The organism is Nocardia sienata NBRC 100364 (assembly GCF_001613205.1).
Classification (GTDB): domain Bacteria; phylum Actinomycetota; class Actinomycetes; order Mycobacteriales; family Mycobacteriaceae; genus Nocardia; species Nocardia sienata.
This window is the reverse complement of record NZ_BDBX01000004.1, coordinates 458,970-475,133: the sequence shown is the minus strand read 5'-3', so window position 1 is coordinate 475,133 and position 16,164 is coordinate 458,970. Positions and strand designations below refer to the sequence as shown.

At 65.8% G+C, this 16,164-nt stretch carries 13 protein-coding genes; 4 read left to right on the top strand and 9 right to left on the bottom strand.

Annotated elements, in window-relative coordinates; translation table 11 throughout:
- Positions 1–3 precede the first annotated feature (3 nt).
- Both NS4_RS05245 and couO read left to right on the top strand, forming a co-directional pair.
- Entirely contained in the window at positions 4–2,097 is a 2,094-nt protein-coding gene (locus NS4_RS05245; RefSeq protein WP_084486767.1) for an acetoacetate--CoA ligase, read from the top strand.
- A gap of 38 nt (positions 2,098–2,135) precedes the next feature.
- Complete coding sequence (couO, locus tag NS4_RS05240) at positions 2,136–3,026, top strand: 4-hydroxyphenyl-beta-ketoacyl-CoA hydrolase (protein WP_063058285.1); 891 nt, start codon at positions 2,136–2,138, stop codon at positions 3,024–3,026.
- An 8-nt stretch (positions 3,027–3,034) separates the two neighbouring features.
- Here the strand turns inward: couO and NS4_RS05235 are convergent, their stop codons facing one another.
- A complete protein-coding gene (locus NS4_RS05235) occupies positions 3,035–4,408 on the bottom strand; it encodes an alpha/beta hydrolase-fold protein (protein WP_063058284.1) in 1,374 nt (457 codons plus the stop codon).
- Between the two features lie 526 nt (positions 4,409–4,934).
- Here NS4_RS05235 and NS4_RS05230 point away from each other — a divergent pair.
- On the top strand, positions 4,935–5,240 hold the full coding sequence (locus NS4_RS05230) for a PepSY domain-containing protein (RefSeq protein WP_063058283.1): 306 nt from the start codon (positions 4,935–4,937) through the stop codon (positions 5,238–5,240).
- A 169-nt stretch (positions 5,241–5,409) separates the two neighbouring features.
- Here the strand turns inward: NS4_RS05230 and NS4_RS05225 are convergent, their stop codons facing one another.
- From NS4_RS05225 to NS4_RS05215, 3 genes are all read right to left on the bottom strand, one after another.
- Entirely contained in the window at positions 5,410–6,234 is an 825-nt protein-coding gene (locus NS4_RS05225; RefSeq protein ID WP_063058282.1) for a Mut7-C RNAse domain-containing protein, read from the bottom strand.
- Between the two features lie 226 nt (positions 6,235–6,460).
- Positions 6,461–7,378: an alpha/beta hydrolase gene (locus NS4_RS05220; protein ID WP_063058281.1), complete on the bottom strand. Its 918-nt coding sequence runs from the start codon at positions 7,376–7,378 to the stop codon at positions 6,461–6,463.
- A 454-nt stretch (positions 7,379–7,832) separates the two neighbouring features.
- A complete protein-coding gene (locus NS4_RS05215) occupies positions 7,833–8,714 on the bottom strand; it encodes an alpha/beta fold hydrolase (RefSeq protein WP_245665082.1) in 882 nt (293 codons plus the stop codon).
- A gap of 639 nt (positions 8,715–9,353) precedes the next feature.
- On the opposite strand from NS4_RS05215, the gene NS4_RS05210 reads away from it, so the two are divergent.
- Positions 9,354–10,391, top strand: a complete 1,038-nt coding sequence (locus NS4_RS05210) for a phosphotransferase family protein (protein WP_063058280.1) — start codon at positions 9,354–9,356, stop codon at positions 10,389–10,391.
- Positions 10,392–10,549: 158 nt separating this feature from the next.
- Here NS4_RS05210 and NS4_RS05205 read toward each other — a convergent pair whose 3' ends face one another.
- The 5 genes from NS4_RS05205 to NS4_RS05180 all read right to left on the bottom strand — a co-directional run bounded on the left by NS4_RS05205 (position 10,550) and on the right by NS4_RS05180 (position 16,013).
- The gene (locus NS4_RS05205; RefSeq protein WP_063058279.1) at positions 10,550–10,843 is read right to left on the bottom strand and encodes a DUF427 domain-containing protein; all 294 of its coding nucleotides are present in this window, start codon (positions 10,841–10,843) and stop codon (positions 10,550–10,552) included.
- Positions 10,844–11,047: 204 nt separating this feature from the next.
- The gene (locus NS4_RS32000; RefSeq protein ID WP_157105893.1) at positions 11,048–12,652 is read right to left on the bottom strand and encodes a competence protein CoiA family protein; all 1,605 of its coding nucleotides are present in this window, start codon (positions 12,650–12,652) and stop codon (positions 11,048–11,050) included.
- Positions 12,653–12,793: 141 nt separating this feature from the next.
- Positions 12,794–13,666: a sugar phosphate isomerase/epimerase family protein gene (locus NS4_RS05190; RefSeq protein WP_157105892.1), complete on the bottom strand. Its 873-nt coding sequence runs from the start codon at positions 13,664–13,666 to the stop codon at positions 12,794–12,796.
- Positions 13,663–14,853, bottom strand: a complete 1,191-nt coding sequence (locus NS4_RS05185) for a dihydrodipicolinate synthase family protein (RefSeq protein WP_063058275.1) — start codon at positions 14,851–14,853, stop codon at positions 13,663–13,665. Before NS4_RS05185 ends, NS4_RS05190 begins: the two co-directional genes overlap by 4 nt.
- Positions 14,850–16,013, bottom strand: a complete 1,164-nt coding sequence (locus NS4_RS05180) for a Gfo/Idh/MocA family protein (RefSeq protein WP_063058274.1) — start codon at positions 16,011–16,013, stop codon at positions 14,850–14,852. The genes NS4_RS05185 and NS4_RS05180 overlap by 4 nt, the downstream gene beginning before the upstream one ends.
- Positions 16,014–16,164: the final 151 nt, after the last annotated feature.

Here is a 16,164-nt window from a genome sequence, read left to right as displayed (position 1 = left end):
ATCGTGACGACATCAACTGTGAAACCCGGCGCTCTGCTCCGACCCGCCCCGCCCCGATCCGAGTGGCACCGAAGCCGTATCGGCAGCTTTCTGCTCGACGTCGAGCGCCGGACGGGGCGCCGATTCGACGACTACGATATGGCGTGGCAGTGGTCGATCGACCACCTCGACGAGTTCTGGGCCGAGATCTGGGACTGGTTCGACATCATCGCCCACAGCCCGCACACCGCGGTTATCGGATCGCGGGAAATGCCCGGTGCCCAGTGGTTTCCCGGCGCCACCCTGAACTATGCCGAACATATCGTCCGTGAGCTCGCGGCCCGGCCCGATCGAGTGGCGATCCATTCGCGCAGCCAGACCACCGGCAGTACCGACTGGACCGGTCGACGAATACTCGACGAGATCGGCCGGATTCAGCGCGGCTTGGTTCGGCTCGGGGTCGGCCGCGGCGATCGCGTGGCCGCCTATCTGCCGAGTATCCCGGAGACGGTCGCCGCCTATCTCGCCACGACCGGTCTCGGTGCGATCTGGTGTTCGGTGGCACCCGAGATGGGCGCCACCGCGACCGCCGAGCGCATCGCACAACTCGAACCCAGTGTCGTCCTCGCTGTGGACGGCTATCGCTGGGGAACCAAAGCCATCGACCGTCGTGCGGAGGTCACCGCCTTGCGCGCGGCGCTGCCCGCCGCTCGGTTCGTCGCGCTGCCCTATCTCGAACAAGACCGGAGCGCCCCCGAAGGCATAATTCCCTACGCCGACTTCGTCTCCGAGCCAGGACCGGTCACGACCGAACCGGTCCCCTTCGCCCACCCCCTGGTGGTCCTGTTCTCCTCCGGTACGACGGGCCGGCCCAAGGCGATCGTCCATTCGCACGGCGGAATCCTGATCGAGCACCTCAAATCGGTGGGCTTACATCAAGATTTCGGCCGCGACGATACGGCCTTCTACTACACCACCACCGGATGGATGGTGTGGAACCTCATGGTGTCGTCGCTGCTGCTGGGCACCTCGATCGTGCTGCTCGACGGCGATCCGTCCTGGCCCGCCCTCGACGGTCCCTGGTCGCAGTGGGCGATCGCCGCGGAAACCGGGGCCACTTTCGTGGGTACCAGTGCCGGTTACCTCGCCGCCTGGGCGCATTCCGGGCTGCGGCCCACCGACCTCTGGGACCTGAGTCGGCTGCGTGAGATCACCTCGGCCGGGTCACCGTTGGCGGCGGATGTATCCGCCTGGGTCCACGACACCCTCGGTCCCGCGGTGTTGCTGGCGGCGACCTCGGGCGGCACCGATGTGTGCACCGCGTTCCTCGGTGGATCCCCGCTCGTCGGGGTGTACGCGGGCGAGATGTCGTCCCGCCCACTCGGGGTGGATGTGGATTCGCTCGACGGTCGCGGTGATCCCGTCCATGAGGTTCCCGGTGAGCTGGTCGCCCGGCAACCGATGCCCTCGATGCCGGTGTTCTTCTGGGGTGACGAGGATTTCGCCCGCTATCGGTCGAGCTACTTCGACCAGTATCCGGGAATGTGGCGACACGGTGACTGGCTGATCCACACCTCCCGCGATACCTGGGTCATCACCGGGCGCTCCGATGCCACCCTGAACCGGGGTGGGGTACGAATCGGCACCGCCGAGTTCTATGCCGTTCTCGATGCTCATCCCGGCGTCGCCGACAGCCTGGTGCTGCATTTCGAGGACGCAGACGGGATGGGCCGGCTGGTACTGGCCATCTCGGTTACTCGACCGGAACTCGACCCCACGGCTTTCGAAGCCGAGATCCGCAGCACTGTTCGCACCCAGCTCTCGCCGCGTCACTCGCCGGACCACATCGTCATCGTCTCGGGGATCCCGCGCAATCGTACGGGCAAACGGCTCGAGATCCCGATCAAGCGAATCGTCAAGGGCGAGCCCATCGCCGAGGTCCTCGACCTGAGCGTGGTGGTCGATCCGGATACCGTCGCCGAAACCGCGGCCCGGATCACGGCCGTATTGGACACCGCGGCGACGCCGGTGGGCCGACTCGAATCAGCGGCGGACGCCGGCCGCACGCCGCTCACCGGTGCGGAGTACACCGTCGACGGTGCCCGCACCGCCCATTGATACCCGCAACATCACTCACACCCCAGGGGAATCCACCTATGACCCGCTATGAATACGGCATCGATTTCGACGCTCTCCATGCGATCGATATGCACACCCACGTCGAAATCGACGGATGCGGTCACCGCTCGCTGGACGACACTCTCATGGCCGCATCGGAGAAGTACTTCAAATCCAGCGAGGAACGGACACCGACGATCCAGTCGATGGCCGAACACTACCGGCGACGCAATATGGCCGCGGTCGTATTCACCGTCGATGCACAATCCGCGACCGGGCACGCCCCCAATTCCGTGGAGGAAATCGCGGAACTGGCCGCCGAGCACAATGATGTGCTGATCCCGTTCGGCTCTGTCGATCCGCTCCAGGGCAAGGCCGCCGTGAAACGGTTGCGGCGGCTCGTCGACGACTACGGGGTCAAGGGTTTCAAGTTCCACCCGAGCATGCAGGGGTTCGAGCCCAACAACCGGGACTTCTACCCGATCTATGAGGCCCTCACCGAGGCCGGTGTGCCCGCCCTGTTCCACACCGGTCAGACCGGAATCGGAGCCGGCCTCCCCGGCGGCCACGGCATCAAGCTGCGCTACTCCGACCCGATGCTGCTCGACGATGTCGCCGCCGATTTTCCGGAACTGACCATCGTTTTGGCGCACCCCTCGGTGCCGTGGGTCGATGCGCAGATATCCATCGCGACCCACAAGGCGAATGTCTACATCGATCTTTCCGGGTGGTCCCCGAAGTATTTCCCGCCGCAGCTGGTCCGGGCCGCGAATACGATGCTGCGCCACAAAGTACTGTTCGGGTCCGATTTTCCGGTGATCCAGGTCGACCGCTGGATGCATGATTTCGAGGGCCTCGATATCAAACCTGAAGTCACCCCTTTGGTGTTCAAGGACAATGCCATGAGCGTTCTCGGTATCAAAGCCTGAACGGATACTCACGCAGCTCCCGGCATCGCACTCGAGGACGATACGGCAGCCGCCGGCCGCAGCCGTGCGAGGATGCCGTCGAGGTCGAGGGTGAACATTTCGGGCCGGAAGACGTGACCGCCGGACACCTCGTGCCATTCATGCGGGATACCGGCGTCGCGCAGGCGTGCGCGGAACTCCCGCTGGCCGGCGAGCACCTGGGTCTCGTTCACGCTGTCGAACCAGTTGACCGGATCCGGACTGGTGCCGGCGACCAGGAAGATCCGCTTGTTCCGGTAGCTGTCGATCCGCTCGACCGGGTTGTCGGCGCTGACTCTGGCCTGGTTCCAGAACGGCGCGCCGTAGACGGTGCCGCCGCCCAGTTCCACGGCCGCCGAGGACACGTTCGCCCAATGTACGACCAGGCCGAAGTCGCGACGCAGACTCGCCGGGCCGGAATGGCTACTGACCGAGGCGAAGTGGCCGTAGTACTTGGCTGTGTATTTCAGCGCACCGAATCCACCCATCGAGAACCCGGCGACCGCCCGGCCGTCGTACTCGGCGTACGTTCGGAAGTTCGCCTCGATCCAAGGGATCAGCTGGGCTATGTGGAATGTTTCCCAATTGCGCGGGCCGACGAAGGAGCTGACCGGGTTGGAATACCAGCCGGCGCGCCCGCCGTCGGGCATCACGACGATTATCGGCTTTCCTGCGGTCAGGTCGCGGATGCCCAGAAAGTCGAACTGACGGAAGTCCTCGCCGCCGCCATGGAGGAGATAGAGCACAGGATAGGTGTGTCCACTGGTCAGGTAGTCGTCGGGAAGTAGGACGTTGACCCCTGGGTTCCAGCCGATCGCACTGGTCTGGAATCGGTAGTACCACATGCGAGGATCGCTCTCGTTGCGGTCCACGATCGTCAATCCGAATCCATCGCTGCGTCCGACGAATATCACCAGTACCTCCCCGGCACTGATCATGTCGGGATCGGCCAGGCCGTTGACGGTGGCGATCAGGGGGGAGAACGAGGTGTCGCCGTAGAAGCGCAACGCCAACTCGGAGACCGTATCTCCGGCGCGCACCTTGTATCTCGTCAGGTCGGGGATGATCAGTTGTTGCCCCACATCGATGGTGTCGGGCTCTGTGATCGCACTGGCGGTGGCGATGAGTCGGTGTGGTTCTGCGTCGCCGTAGAAGCGTAATGCCAAGTCCGGCAACGTATCCCCGGCGACAACCTCATACCTGGAGAAATCCGGGATGATCAGTTGTTGCCCCACATCGATGGTGTCGGGCTCTGTGATCGCACTGGCGGTGGCGATGAGCCGGTGTAGTTCAGCGTCGCCGTAGAAGCGCAATGCCAAGGCCGGCAATGTTTCCCCCGCGACGACCGTGTGTGTTCTGACCATTTGAATCACCCCTTGATAGCAGATTGCTCTAGTGTCCAACGTGGCGAATTCGTTGTCCAGTACTTCACAAGAACTGGTTGTGCAGGGGAAATGGTTGTCCGATGGCGAAGTTCGACTGTGAGGGTGGCGGTGATTCGGCCGACACCCGATGTGACTGCGAACACTGTCGATATCGGGGATCCGTACATCTGTCCGCGCGACCCTGACGCCACGAGAATCGACGCCAACGCAATGCCTGGCACGGGTCTGCGACGGGGGCCCGCCGCCTGGCTCGGAACCACGCGGCGCCCGCTGCTGTCGCATCGTCGGCTACCGGCTACCGGCTACCGGCTACCGGCTACCCCGGGCCGGGGTACGCGCCTGCTCCCCTCGGATCGGGCTGTACGCGAAGATCCGGAATGTGCGTAGGTCGTCACAGAGGGGGTAGTTCGGCAAACGCAGTACTTCCTACCAGCGCAAACGCCGGAGCATTCGGTTACCGCGGTATCGCGGATCCGGCTACCGATATATCGAGGAGGGCTCATTGATGTATACAATCGGTCACCGCAGCCGCGGGGTACGCCGGCTGTGGGCAGGCACAGCGCTCGCGGTGATGCTCGTCTGGGGTGGTTCCGCCGCGGCGAACGCGCAGCCGGTGCCCGAGGATCAGCAGTCGCTGGGAGCGGCGCTGCAGGCACTGATGGGGGCGACAGTCGAATCCGTCGAGGTCGACCTGTCCAACGGGGCCCCCGAGTTGGAAGTAGACATGCGAACCCGCGACGGCGCCGGTTACGAGGTGACGGTCGATATGAGCACCGCCACGGTGCTGTCCGTCGAGCCGGACGACGACTGATATTCCGGTCCGGCCGATGGCGGACGGCGGCACCGGAGGGCTTGGACGGTGCCGCCGAGACGTTGTGCCGGGCGGTACGGAGCGCGGGATACGGTGGGCGTGAGCGGGTCCCCCGGGTACGAGTGCGCCTCGGCCCTTGCCGAGGCGGGTCGAACGCCGGGGCAGCCGGTCACCGAGCGGGATACTGTGGTCGGCCGACCTCGGCTCGAGTTGTCCGCCGGATCTTCGACATGATGCGGCCGACGAGTTCGTCGAGGCGGTTCTGGTGCGCACCCGCCCAGTAGACCCGGTCGCAGCCGGTGCATCGGCGGAACGTGTCGTGGTGGCGGCGGGTGAGTGGCGGAAGCCGGTCGATCACGTCGGCCTTCGCTACGTCGGCCAGCGGTGCACCGCAGCGGAGGCAGCGGGTGAGTGGGGTCAGGCAGTTGGACAGGTCGAGGCGGTCGATCACCTCTACCACCTGATCCACCGGAAGGTCGGCGCGCACGAAGAGGCCGTGGGTGACGATACGGCGGGCGAGCAGGCCGCGGTCTCGGGTGAGTAGGATGCGGTGGTCGTCCAGCGCGATCTCGGCGAGTTGCGCGTCCTCGGCGTCGAATTCGCAGCGCACGTCCAGGCCCATCAACCGCAGCAGCCGCGCGGCGCCGCCGAGATTGACGTCGACGAGTAGGCGCGGTTCGCGCAGCGGGTATGGGCGCACCCGGGTCAGTGCGCCGATATCGAGACTTTCGAACACGGGGTAGACGGCGAGCCGGTCGCCGGGGCGGGGGTGGTGTGCGAAGCCGACGGATTCTCCGTTCACCAGCAGGAGGTCGATTTCGGTGTGCGGAATACCGGCCGCCTCGACGATGTCCTTCACAGTCTGGTGCGACCGCATGGGCCGCCGCAGTGCCGCGAACCGGGAGCGAGGGGGCAGGAAATCGTTCAGCTCGGCGTATACGCGTATTTCGAGGGTGCCGTCTCCTTCGACGATATCGCCGGTGTGCGTATCCATGATCGAACTCCGTGCCGGTATCGACTTCGCTCGAGACCCCGCGCACCTCGAAGTCTAGTCACGGATTCCGGTACGCCGGGTGGGAAGCCGATTCCTGCCGGTAGGCGCGGACCCCGCAGCTTGCGACGGGTTGTGCCGAGGCAACGCCGACTCGTGCACCGGACGTCGAGTCCGCCGTGGCCGGGCCAGGTGGCCTGCCACATCATGTGTCCGGCGGTGAGTGCGATCAGTGGGCCCCGAGTACGTCCAGGATCATCGGGCGGGCGGTGGCGAGTGCCCGACCCCAGTACGGCCAGGTATGGGTGCCCTCGAGGATGTCGATCCGGGCCGGGATCCCCAGCGCGGCGACCCGATCACGGAAGATTTGCGTGCCCACCGCGGCCGTCGCCTCCAGCCCCATGGCGTTCACCGTGTTGCCGACTCCGTACGGCAGATCGGGAGCCCCGGGTGCGCCGTTGCCGGCCGAGATATACATCGGCAGGCCGCGCAAGAGTTCGGCCTGCACGGTCGGATCGTTGCGGCTCCAGGCGGGGTCACCGATCGGGCCCCACATATCGTCCACGTTGAATTGTCCCTCGTCCCACATCGCGGCACGGACTGCTTCGTTCCAGAGCGGGAAGGTCGGGTTCAGGAAGCCGGAGAACGACCCGGCGAATCTGAACTGATCGCGGTGGTGTGCAGCCAGTGTCATGGCGGCCCCGCCGCCCATGGAGGCGCCCACGATGGCCTTGTTGGTCCGCGACACCCCGTATCCGGCAAGGAAGTCGGGCAATTCACGGGTGAGGAAGGTTTCCCACCTGTAGGTGTTCGCCTGGTTGTTGGTTCCGCTGGGTCGGTACCAGTCGGTGTAGAAACTGGACCGGCCGCCGACCGGGAACACCAGGGTGACGTTGTCGCCGGCGAACTGCTGCAGGGCGTCGGTATCACTGGTCCATTGATTGTGATCGTGCGGTGCCCGGAGACCGTCGAGAACGTAGAGTGCCGCACTGCCACCACGCGCCGCCCACTGCACCTGGACCTTGATCGGCCCCATGCGGGACGGCACAGAGAGTTCTTGGTACCCACCCGCCGGGGCCCGCAGCATCGCCGTGACAGGCGGTGACGCGCTGACGACCGCCCCGCCCACGCAGGTGGTCAGCACCATCGACGCAACAACCGCAGCGACTCCGCGCAGCCGCTTCCGCACCACCCACCGACTCGTCGCTCGCACCCGGTACTCCTCGCTGGTCTCGGATACTGGTCGGGTGAGCACGCTACCGAAACAACCTGGATTTCCCCGCGCGGCGCACAGGTATCTTTCGAGTTTTTTCGGTTCCGCGGAAGAACGGGCCTACCGAAGCGTGTGTCTGGCGAAGCCACAGGTCACACGGGATCCGCGGTGGCTACCCGAACCCACATCGATCACCGTTGCGGTAAGGATTTGCCTGGCCGCTGATGACGCTCCCTGGCGGCTTGTCGGGCACCTCGGCCGCCGGCGGCGGCCCGTAGTTCGGCTGCGGCCTCGGCGGCGATGGGCTCGAGCCGGCGGGGCCGGCGATGTGCCGCTGGGCAAAAGCTCTCCGGACCGGAAAACCCGCGTCGCCGGCTCGGCGTGCTCGTCAGTTGGCGGCCGTAGGCCGGTCGATGTCCGAGTCGGGGCCGATAACCGGTTCGCGGATCACATTCGTGATCAGTTCGCCGAAGGCGTGAGGGTCGTACATCAGCCAGGTGTGTCCGCCGGGCACGGTGATGGCGTGCGGGTCACCGAGGGCGGTGCGCAGCGACATCGATGTGGATTCGGGTATGACCGTGTCCCGGGTGCTCCACACCACGAATATGGGCAGTCGGCGTTCGGCGAGAGCCGTGAGTTCTCGGGCCAGGTCGGCGGCTCGGGCGAGGTGAGCGGCTTCCCACACCCCGGCCGGGTGCCGCAGCATGTTCGGCACCGCCTCACGCAAGATCACCGGTAGGACCCGGGTCACCTGGCGGCGGGGGAGTAGGTCGGCCTGCAGGTGCAGGCCCCAGTCCCACAGCGGACGTTCACGCAGCGCGCGCACCGCTCCGCGACCGTCGGTCCATGCCGAACCGCCGATCGAGTTCACCAGGACCAGCCGTTCGGCGAGTTCGGGAAGGTCATGGGCGGCTTTGATCGCGACGCCGCCACCGAAGGAGTGCCCGACCACGGTTACCGGCAGGGGCAGACCGACCGCGTCGGCGAAGTGGCCGATCCACCGGGCGTATCCGGCCAGGGTTCGGTGCTCGACCGGTAAACCGGCGGTTCCGCCGAAACCGGGCAGCGCCGGGGTGTATACGCGTATCCCTCTGCGGACGAGTTGTTCGAGTGGGCGTGCATAGGGCCGTCCGCCGATTCCCCAGCCGTGCAGGAAGAGCACGCAAGGACCGAGCCCGCCGACGCCGTAGCGCGCAGGACGACCCTCGACCACGATCGACCGCCACCGCAGCCCAGGGAAGCGGCGCTGTGGTGACGGTTTCCCGTTCACAGCTTCCGCCGGAAGGAGATCGCAGCGCCGCGGGGCGGTTTCCGGGTCCTGGGACAGCGAGAACGCCGGGCATCGGTTCGGATGTGCGCCGGCGAGCCGATCGGCGGGCACGCTCGGGACCCCGCTGGACAGCAGACACCACCCGGCCCGGAACGCTGGAGGAACTTTTGCCGGAACTCTCGCCGCTGTGGCATCCGAACTCCTGACCTCGTCTGGACTGCTCCGCTGTTCGTCGTGGATGGTGAGGTCGCGGACGGTTGCGTTCTCGCGACCGTTACCGACAGTCGGCCGGTCTACCTATGTCGAGAATCGCGGATGGTGGTCGGTGGTCGGAAGTGCGCAACGGCCGGCGCGTGCGGGTCACCGGTCTCCCGACCTCGGGACTTTCGGCACGTGAATTTCCAGGTCCGGTCAGTTCTTCCTGGTGGGAGCATGGTGTAGCGACCAGCGGGCCGCATTCCGGCCGCGCCGGACCCGCGATCTGCGACTCGGTGCCCGGCGGGCAAGTCGCCGAATACGACGGTGCCCGACTTCGAATATGAATCACTGGCGCCGAACGTCTCATATGAAGCAGACTGGGGGCACCGGCGGCCCGAAGGTACGGCCGCCGGTGGCAGAACCCGAGGAGATGGCGCATCGATGACCCACGACGAAAGTGACCTGTCGGCAGCCCGGAGCGTGGCCGGTATCGATATCGAGCGGGTCACCGCCTGGTTCGCCGCACACATTCCCGCAGCCGTGCCACCGTTGCGGTTCGATCTGATCACCGGCGGCCGGTCCAATCTCACCTACCGCGTCCACGACGAGTCCGGCGCCCGCTGGGTGCTGCGCCGACCGCCCACCGGACATGTCCTGGCCTCCGCACACGATGTCGTCCGTGAGTTCAGGATCCTCGACCTGCTCGCCGGCAGTCCGGTCCCCGTGCCCCCGGTCCTGGGCTGCTGCACCGACCCCGCCGTGACCGGAGCCGATTTCTACGTCATGGAGAACGTGGACGGTATCGTTGCCGACGACGCCGAAACCGCCGCCGCGATCCCTCGGGAGAGCCGCGCGGCCGCCTCCCGCGATATCGTCGATACACTCGCGGCCGTTCACGCCGTCGACACCACCACCGGGCCGCTGGCCGAGTTGCGCAGGCGCGGTAGCTATCTGGAACGCCAACTGCGTCGCTGGCACCGTCAGCTCACCGCCGGCGGCGTCGGACCCGGACCCCTCTGGGAGGTCCATGACCTCCTCGCCCGGCGGATGCCGGGCGAGCGTTGGACCGGGATCGCCCACGGCGACTTCCGCCCGGGCAACCTGCTGATCGGGACCGACGGAACCGTCCGGGCCGTCCTGGACTGGGAGCTGTGGACCGTCGGCGATGGCATGGCCGATCTCGGCTGGCTCGCCGCCGCCTGGACATCGGCCGAACCCTTCGGCTGGGCTCCCGACCCCGCCGACGGTTACCTCGATATCGACACGGTGCTCTCCCGCTACGCAGACACCACCGGCCGGGCCCTCGACGACCTGTCCTACTACCAGGCGTTCGCGCTGTGGCGCTTGGCGGCCATCGCCGAGGGCGTGGCGGCGCGATTCCGCGCCGGAGTGATGGGTGAACAGGATATCGACGTGACGGAACTGTCGGAGCGCCCTGCCCGGCTCGCCGAATCCGCGCGCGCAGTACTCCTCGGCTGAACGACGTCCGGTTCGCTCGCGTAGCGCCTCGCGATCGAACAGCCGGCCCAGGACTGGATCGGCAGCCGACCGCCCTCGGCTCGGAGCATCCACCGATGAATGCGCCGAGCATGCGCCCGTCCGACCCGGCTTACCGACTACGCGGACCGGTTCAGGGGTCAGTCGTCGAGAATCTCGACCTGATTCTTGTAGAAGGCGACGTAATTCTGGATCTCTGCTGCTTTGGTCTTCGGTTCCGGGTAGTACCAGGCCGCGTCGGTCAGCGGCTCGGCGTTGCCGATGTCTACGGTGTAGTAGCTGGCCCGGCCCTTCCACGGACAGAACGTATGCGTGTCGGTGGGCTCGAAGAACTCGGTCCGTAACGAACCCGGCGGAAAGTAATGATTACCTTCGACGATGACGGTGTCGTCGCTGGACGCGATGGTGACGCCGTTCACGACTGCCTTGGTCATTCCTCGATTCTGCCTCGGCATCCGATACCGCGCACGTGTACCGGCGGACACGGAGCCCTGTGGAGTCCGGCATGGTCACAGCAATCGTAGAGGCGTCGGGATGCCCTTCGATCGTCCGGGAGGGCGCCGGACCCCAGTGCCTATCGGAGGGTGTTGTCGTGCGGGTCGGCGCGCCTGTAGCTCTCGGCGACTCCGAGAGCTGATTCATTTCTTCTTGGGCAGCGCGCTGTCGGGGACCGGCCGGGGAGGCTGAGCGTGGAAGGCGTGTACTCGCTCACGCTCGGACTTTCCTGCGATATCGAGTCCGAAGTCGGTCGCTATGTGACCGTAGCCCAGGTGCACGAGGACATCGCGGAAGATTCTGTGCACTTTGTTGCTGTCATCGACAATCAGCGAGGTGAGTAGCGGGGTACCGACCGGATTGCGCTGCTCCACTCGGGCGAGAGCGTGAACCATGTCCTGCCATTTCTGGCCTGCTGGGTGAGGTAGTCGAGCCCATGACACTGTCCGGCCATTGCGCGCGGCCTCGCGTAGCAGCGGCTCCACTTTCGCGGCCAAACCTGTCGGTAGGGGTGAATCCGGGGACTTCGGTTCGGGGACGGCTGGTTTCGTGGCCGGCCGGGCGCGCTGTTCGCTCTTCTTGCCCCGTCTCTTGCCGTCGGCTCCCGTCGGCGCTGTCCGCACAAGCTTGCCGGATCGATTTCGGCGCGTCTCGGGTACCTGCCGAGACGGTAACCAGCCATCGCGAACTGTCCGGGTTGCGGTTTGTCCGGATTGTTCCGGGTGGCGCCGCCCGCCATCGGACCCGGCCGCACCGGACAGACGCATGGTCGTGACATTGCGGCGTTCCAAGTGCCATGTTGTTATCCGCTGAAACCGTAGGCGGTCCTCGGCCAGTCCGCTATGGCGGAGCCAGTTCAGTTCGCGCTTCCGGATGGTCAGATGGGATTCGAGATTGCCGAGGTCATCCCTCTCGATGGCGGCTTCCATACGTTCGAGGATGGGGTGGACCAACTCTGCGACCCTCGCGTCGGCGGGCTGATCCAGAGCCGGAGCAGCGGTCGGGGCCGGCGACCGCTGCTGAGATCGAAGTGCGGGGTGGAGTTGATCGCGCAGCCGGGCTTCGTGTTTTTCCCGGTGTAACTCGCGTTGCTCGCGTAGCTTACGTCCGGTGACCCGGCCGTTCTCATCGATCACACACTCTTCCAATGGAATCCAGTCGAACCGGCCCGCACCGCCATCGACACGGACGAGTACCTGTCGAGTGCCTCCTCGTGTGCGGCAGTTCGCGCGAAGCACCCAGCCTTTGCGTAATTCGATCAGCTCCGCCGTACTGGAGGCGCTCGGTCCGACGACCCAATGGACATGTGTGAACCGGCGCCGGAGCGCGCGATCCTCTTCTTCCCACCGTTGCCTCGACAGATTCGAGTACTGAACACGGACGATCGATGTTTCTCGGGTGATTTCGGTGTACAGGCATCTTTCGCCGTCCATCTCGATCTGCTCCTCGACATCCCGGCTGCCATAGGCTTTCCCCAGCAATCTGACCAGGCCCATATGGATGTACAGGTGATCGGCGGAATCGTCGCGTCCGCTTCGCACGCACTCCGGTGCACCACTGTGATGTGCCCAGTGCGATTTCTTTGTAGTGCACAGTCTGAGGGACAGGGGCCATCCACAGCCGCCGAGATAGACGCCGCAGAAGAACTGTCGCTTTCGATAGCGGTGCGCGAATGCCTTCGCTTCGCGATAGTCGGGCGGGAGGAAGGCGGGGATCTTCGACATACGACCACCGAAAACAGCTGTCACGACCAGTCGGTCATCATCTTGCAACCTGCCTCCCCGCGGCTCGCCGAACTCACATTCGAGCTGACCAAGTCTAGACAGGAAACCGATTGTGCCGACACCGATCGGCGATGTTCGTGAGTCGGCGGTGCTGCCGCGGCCGGTTCAGTCCGCAAGGGACGGGAGGACCAGATCTCGGTAGCGCTGCTTCATCGTTTCGATCACTTCGTGGCCGTCGCCGGCCCAAATTGCAGAATTGAAGATCTCGACCTCGACATCGCCGCGGTAACCGGCGGTGCGAACCCACCGGCCGATAGTCGCGAAATCGATGACGCCGTCGCCCATCATGCCGCGCGAGAGCAGCGGATCGGAGGTCATCGGGTTCAGCCAGTCACACACCTGATACGAGCTGATCCGTCCGGACGCGCCGGCCTGTGCGATCTGCTCTTCCGCGGTCGGATCCCACCAGATATGGAAGGTGTCGACCACGACACCCACCGTCTCCGCCGGATACGGCTGCGCAATCGACAATGCCTGCGCCAGTGTGGAGATCACCGCGCGATCGGCACAGAACATCGGGTGCAACGGCTCCAGGGCAAGGCGGACACCGCGCTCGGCCGCATACGGGACCAGTAGGGCGAGCCGCTCGCTCACCCGCTCCCGTGCGGCGACGAGGTCCCGGTCCGGTATACCGCCTACTACCATTACCAGTTCCCGCGTGGCCAGTGCCGCCGCGTCATCGATGGCACGGCGGTTGTCGTCGAGTGCCGCCTGTCCGTCGCCCGGCTCGGTCAGGAAGCCGCCGCGGCACAGACTGGAGACACGCAACCCCGCATCGGCGACGATCTTCGCCGCGGTGGCGACACCGATTTCCTCGACCCGATCGCGCCACAGCCCGACCGCGCCGAGCCCCGCACGGGCAGCGCCGTCCACCGCCTCGGCGAGAGTCCACCGCTTCGTCGTCGCCGTATTCAGTGACAACGACCGGTACGGATCGGCGATGTCGAATGGCATATGCTGTGCCGCAACCGATGTCATGAGACCGATCCGTTCAGTTCGAGGTATACGCGCATGCGGTGCGCGGCCAGTTCCGGGTCCGACAGCAGTCCGGCCTTGTCCGCGAGCCGGAACAATTGCGCCAGATGAGGTACGGATCGGCCCGTGGAGAGCCCCGCCACCATGGAGAATCCCGGTTGCTTATCGTTGAGCCACGACAGGAATGCGATACCGGTCTTGTAGTAATAGGTCGGTGCGGCGAAGATATGCCGGCCGAGGTTCCGGGTGGCCTCGAGGATCTCCGACGCGCGCGTCACATTGCCGTTGTCGAGTTCCTGTAGCGCGGTGGACGCGGCCGGGTAGATCGCCGCGAAGATACCCAGCAGTGCATCCGAATACCCCTGTGCGTCACCGATGATCAGCTCGGGATAGTTGAAATCGTCGCCGGTGTACAGCCGTACCCCGTCGGGCAGCGCGCGGCGCAGTGCGACCTCGTGGGCCGCGTCGAGCAGCGAAACCTTGACTCCGTCGATCTTCGATCGGTTGTTCTCGATAAGCGTGCGGAAGGTCTGGGTGGCGGTATCGATATCGGCGCTGCCCCAGTATCCGTGCAGCGCGGGATCGAACATGGTGCCGAGCCAGTGCAGAATCACCGGCCGATCCACACCGGCCAGCAACTTCTCGTAGACGTCGGTGTAGTCGGCGGCCGAACGGGCGACCTGCGCGAGTGCGCGCGAGGCCATCAGGATCACCTGTGCTCCGGCGGCGGCCACCACGTCGATCTGCTCGCGATAGGCATCGACGATCCTGGCGAGTCCGGCCGATCCGGAGGGGAGCCCGGCGAGGTCGAGTTGATCGGTCCCGGCTCCGCAGGCGAGCCTGCCACCGACCGCGGCCGCCTCGGCGCCGGATCGCCGGATCAGTTCCGCGCTCGCTTGCCAGTCGAGGCCCATTCCGCGCTGTGCGGTGTCCATGGCATCGGCGACGCCGAGCCCGTAGGACCATAATTCGCGCCGGTAGGCCAGCGTCGCGTCCCAGTCGACAGCTGCGGGCGCGCCCGGTGTGTTGTCGCCGGTGACGCGTGGAATCACATGCGCGGCAGCGAAAGCCACACGTGAAGTGATCGGCCGTGTCGGCCGCGTCCAGGCACCCGGCTCGCCGAGAACATACGGTTCGAGCCGGCCGTCCGTGGGCAGCGCGACCGATACACCCGTGGATGTCGCGGTCACAGCGTGACCTCCGGGATCTCGATCCGGCGGCCTTCGGCGGAACTGCGCAGTCCCAGTTCGGCCAGCTGAACACCGCGTGCGGCGGAGAGTAGTCCGTAGCGGTGCGGCCGTCGGTTCACCACGTCGATGAGGAACTCTTCCCACTGCAACTTGAAACCGTTGTCCAGATCCGCGTTGGCGGGCACTTCCAACCATTGCTCACGGAACGGCTCGGTGACCGGGAGATCCGGGTTCCAGACCGGCTTGGGCGTGTGCGAGCGATGCTGGGCGACGCATTTGCGCAGGCCGGCGACGGCGGAGCCGTGGGTGCCGTCGATCTGGAACTCGACGAGTTCATCGCGATACACACGCACCGCCCATGAGGAGTTGATCTGCGCGATCACGCCGTTGTCCATCTCGAAAATTCCGTAGGCCGCGTCGTCGGCGGTGGCCGGATACGGCTTCCCCTGTTCGTCCCATCGGGTGGGGATGTGGGTTGTCGCCTTCGCGGTGACCGCCTCGACCTTGCCGAGCAGGCCCTCGAGCACGTAGTTCCAGTGGCAGAACATGTCCACGACGATGCCGCCACCGTCTTCGGTCCGGTAATTCCAGCTGGGTCGCTGGGCGGGCTGGCCGTCGCCCTCGAAGACCCAGTACCCGAATTCGCCGCGCAGCGAAAGGATCCGGCCGAAGAAGCCTTCGTCGACGAGTCGGCGCAATTTCACCAGGCCGGGCAGGTAGAGCTTGTCGTGCACGACTCCCGCGGTGACGCCGGCGTTCGCCGCGACCCGGGCGAGTTCGACGGCCTCGGCCAGCGTTTCGGCGGTCGGTTTTTCGGTGAAGACGTGCTTGCCCGCCTTCATCGCCGCCGCGAGCGCCTCTGCGCGACGGGAGGTGACCTGCGCGTCGAAGTAGATATCGATGGACGGATCGGCGATGACAGCGGCGGCGTCGGTGCTCCATTCGGCGATGCCGTGCTGTTCGGCGAGCTCGGCGAGCTTGGCGGCATTGCGGCCGACCAGGACCGGCTCCACCAGGACGCGGGTGCCGTCCGGGAGCAGCAGCCCACCGCCGTCGCGGATCGGCAGGATCGATCGCATCAGGTGCTGGCGGTAGCCCATACGACCGGTGACGCCGTTCATGGCGATGCGGAGCGTGCGCGGGACAGTGGAATCGGGCATTGGTATGTGCCTCTTCTGATTTGCGTGGCTGGCGACCGCGGAATGGGTCGTGGACGGTGCGGATGAACCCGCATACGTCGAGTGGACGAGCAGCGTCGGAATGCGCTTTCCAAGCTATGCTAGTCCCGAAGTCCGGTCAACCCCCACGACT

Coding starts and splice junctions, on each gene's coding strand:
- couO (WP_063058285.1), top strand. CDS start 2,136: ATGACCCGCTATGAATACGGCATCGATTTCGACGCTCTCCATGCGATC.
- NS4_RS05235 (WP_063058284.1), bottom strand. CDS start 4,408: ATGGTCAGAACACACACGGTCGTCGCGGGGGAAACATTGCCGGCCTTG.
- NS4_RS05230 (WP_063058283.1), top strand. CDS start 4,935: ATGTATACAATCGGTCACCGCAGCCGCGGGGTACGCCGGCTGTGGGCA.
- NS4_RS05225 (WP_063058282.1), bottom strand. CDS start 6,234: ATGGATACGCACACCGGCGATATCGTCGAAGGAGACGGCACCCTCGAA.
- NS4_RS05220 (WP_063058281.1), bottom strand. CDS start 7,378: ATGGTGCTGACCACCTGCGTGGGCGGGGCGGTCGTCAGCGCGTCACCG.
- NS4_RS05210 (WP_063058280.1), top strand. CDS start 9,354: ATGACCCACGACGAAAGTGACCTGTCGGCAGCCCGGAGCGTGGCCGGT.
- NS4_RS05205 (WP_063058279.1), bottom strand. CDS start 10,843: ATGACCAAGGCAGTCGTGAACGGCGTCACCATCGCGTCCAGCGACGAC.
- NS4_RS05190 (WP_157105892.1), bottom strand. CDS start 13,666: ATGACATCGGTTGCGGCACAGCATATGCCATTCGACATCGCCGATCCG.
- NS4_RS05180 (WP_063058274.1), bottom strand. CDS start 16,013: ATGCCCGATTCCACTGTCCCGCGCACGCTCCGCATCGCCATGAACGGC.